The 2,133-nt window shown below is 69.5% G+C and carries 2 protein-coding genes; both read right to left on the reverse strand.

Annotation, left to right across the window (positions count from 1 at the left end; genetic code table 11):
- Window positions 1–279 precede the first annotated feature (279 nt).
- Window positions 280–1,524: a Zn-dependent hydrolase gene (locus tag ACFHNC_RS24600; RefSeq protein WP_437171872.1), complete on the reverse strand. Its 1,245-nt coding sequence runs from the start codon at window positions 1,522–1,524 to the stop codon at window positions 280–282.
- A 44-nt stretch (window positions 1,525–1,568) separates the two neighbouring features.
- The coding region (locus tag ACFHNC_RS24605; RefSeq protein WP_437171873.1) for an NAD(P)H-dependent oxidoreductase at window positions 1,569–2,133 on the reverse strand (565 nt) is incomplete at its 5' end.

Here is a 2,133-nt window from a genome sequence, read left to right on the forward strand (position 1 = left end):
CAACGACGGGGGCCAGTCCTTCCTCGGGCCCAGTGGGGTCCCAGACCAGTCGATTTCTGGGAAAGGCATCTCTCTGTCGTCTCTCCGGCCGGCCGGGGGGACCGTCCGCCTTACACGCATGCTGTCCGAAAGGCGGCGCGGTCGCGGCTCGGAAGCTGGCCGCGCAACGACAACCCATGGCGCCGCAGCAAGTCGCCGCGGGCGCTGTTCAACAATCGTCTAGCATTGGGAAGGTGGCGCTGGTTGGACAAATCCGCGTCGTTCCGCGCGCCGCCAGGTTCAGCGTGCGGCGAGATCCGCCAAGACCCCAGCCAGCACTGCCGCCCCCCGCGCCACCTGGGCCGGCGACGAATATTCCGCCGGGTGATGGCTGATGCCGTTGCGGGAGGGGATGAAGATCATCCCGCTCGGGCAGACCGGCACCAGGAACTGCGCGTCATGGAAGGCGCCGGAGGGCATCCGCTTCGGCTTCAGCCCCAAGACCAGCGTCGCCGCCTCGATCGAATCCTGCACCATCGGGTCGAAGCGGGCGGGCAGGGCGTTGAAGGTTTCCGTGACCGTGGCACGGCACTTTGCCATGGCGCCTTGCACGGTGGCCGCGATGGCATCGCCGCGTGCCGTCAGCACCGCGGCATCCGGATGGCGCAGGTCGATGCTGAAGCGCGCGAGGTCGGCCACGGTGTTGGAGGAGTTGGGGAAAACCTCCACCCGGCCCACGGTGAAGCGCAGCACATCGGCGGGGTCTGCCGTCAGCGCATTCAGCGCGGTGATGGCGCGCACCATGTCCTGCACCGCGTCCTGGCGCAGCGACAGGGGCGCGGTGCCGGCATGGTCGGTCTTGCCGGCGATCTCCACCAGGAACCAGCGGCTGCCCTGGATGCCGGTGACCACGCCGATATCCAGCCCCTCCGCCTCCAGCAGCGACCCCTGTTCGATATGGGGTTCGATATAGGCGAAGGGGGTGTGGCCCAGCGTCCGGCGCGGAATATCCGCCTCCGCCGCCAGCAGCCGGGCGAGTTCATCGCCGAAGCGCAGCCCGTCCCGGTCGCGCACCTCGTCCCAGGTCTCGGGCGGGCGGTAGCCGGAGAAGGCCATGCTGCCCATGCAGCCGGGGGCGAAGCGGCCGCCTTCCTCATTGGTCCAGGCGACGATCTCGATGGCGCGGCGCGTGGTGATTCCCGCCTCACGTATGGCCTGCACCGCCTCCAGCGCCGCCAGCACGCCCCAGGCCCCGTCGAAGCGGCCGCCCTTGGGCTGGCTGTCCAGGTGGCTGCCGGCGAGCAGCGGGGGCAGAGAGGGGTCGGTGCCCTCATGCCGCAGGAACAGGTTGCCCAGGGCATCGACGGAGGGTGCAAGGCCGAGCGGCCGCGCCCAGGACAGCAGCAGGCGCCGCGCCTGGTGGTCCAGGTCGGTCAGCGCGGCGCGGTTCACGCCATCGCCGGGAATGGCGCCGAGCTGCGCCATCTGCATCAGCCGGTCCCAAAGCCGCTGTTCACTGACCTGCATCACCTGCTCCTGCTTCATCCTGCGGGCGTATCAGCCTGCCGCCGGCTGGGAAAGCGGGTGCGCTACCAGCGCGCCAGCGCCTTCTCCACCCGCCCCAGGAAAGCCGCGCATTCCGGGCGGGTGCGGTGGTCCATGCGGGTCAGCGTGTACCAATCCGTGCGACAATTGCGGGCACAAAGCCTTCGGATGCCGCGGTTCAGCAGCTTGCGGTCGATGCGGCCGATATACCACAGCAGCCAGTGCGGCGAGCCATAGGTGGTGACCACACCGATCCGCTGGATGTTGGTCAGCAACGGCTCGATCGCGCCCTCGCCGAGGCGGAACGCCACGCCGGGCGCCCAGATGCGGTCGAACCAGCCCTTCAGCATGGCAGGCATGCCGTACCACCAGGTGGGATAGACCAGCAGCAGCGCATCGGCCCGGCGCAGGCTTTCGGCATGGTCCTCGATACCGGCCAGATTCGCCGCCACATCGTGGTAGCGGCCGCGTTCCTCGGAGGACAGCACGGGGTCGAAGCCCTCCGCGTATAAATCGCGGAGCTCCACCACATGGCCGCGCGATTCCAACGCGCGGCGGGCGGCGTCGCGGAGCGCGGCGGAGAAGCTGTCCGCGCGGGGGTGGCAATGG

Source organism: Falsiroseomonas sp. E2-1-a4, assembly GCF_051433165.1.
GTDB lineage: Bacteria > Pseudomonadota > Alphaproteobacteria > Acetobacterales > Acetobacteraceae > Falsiroseomonas.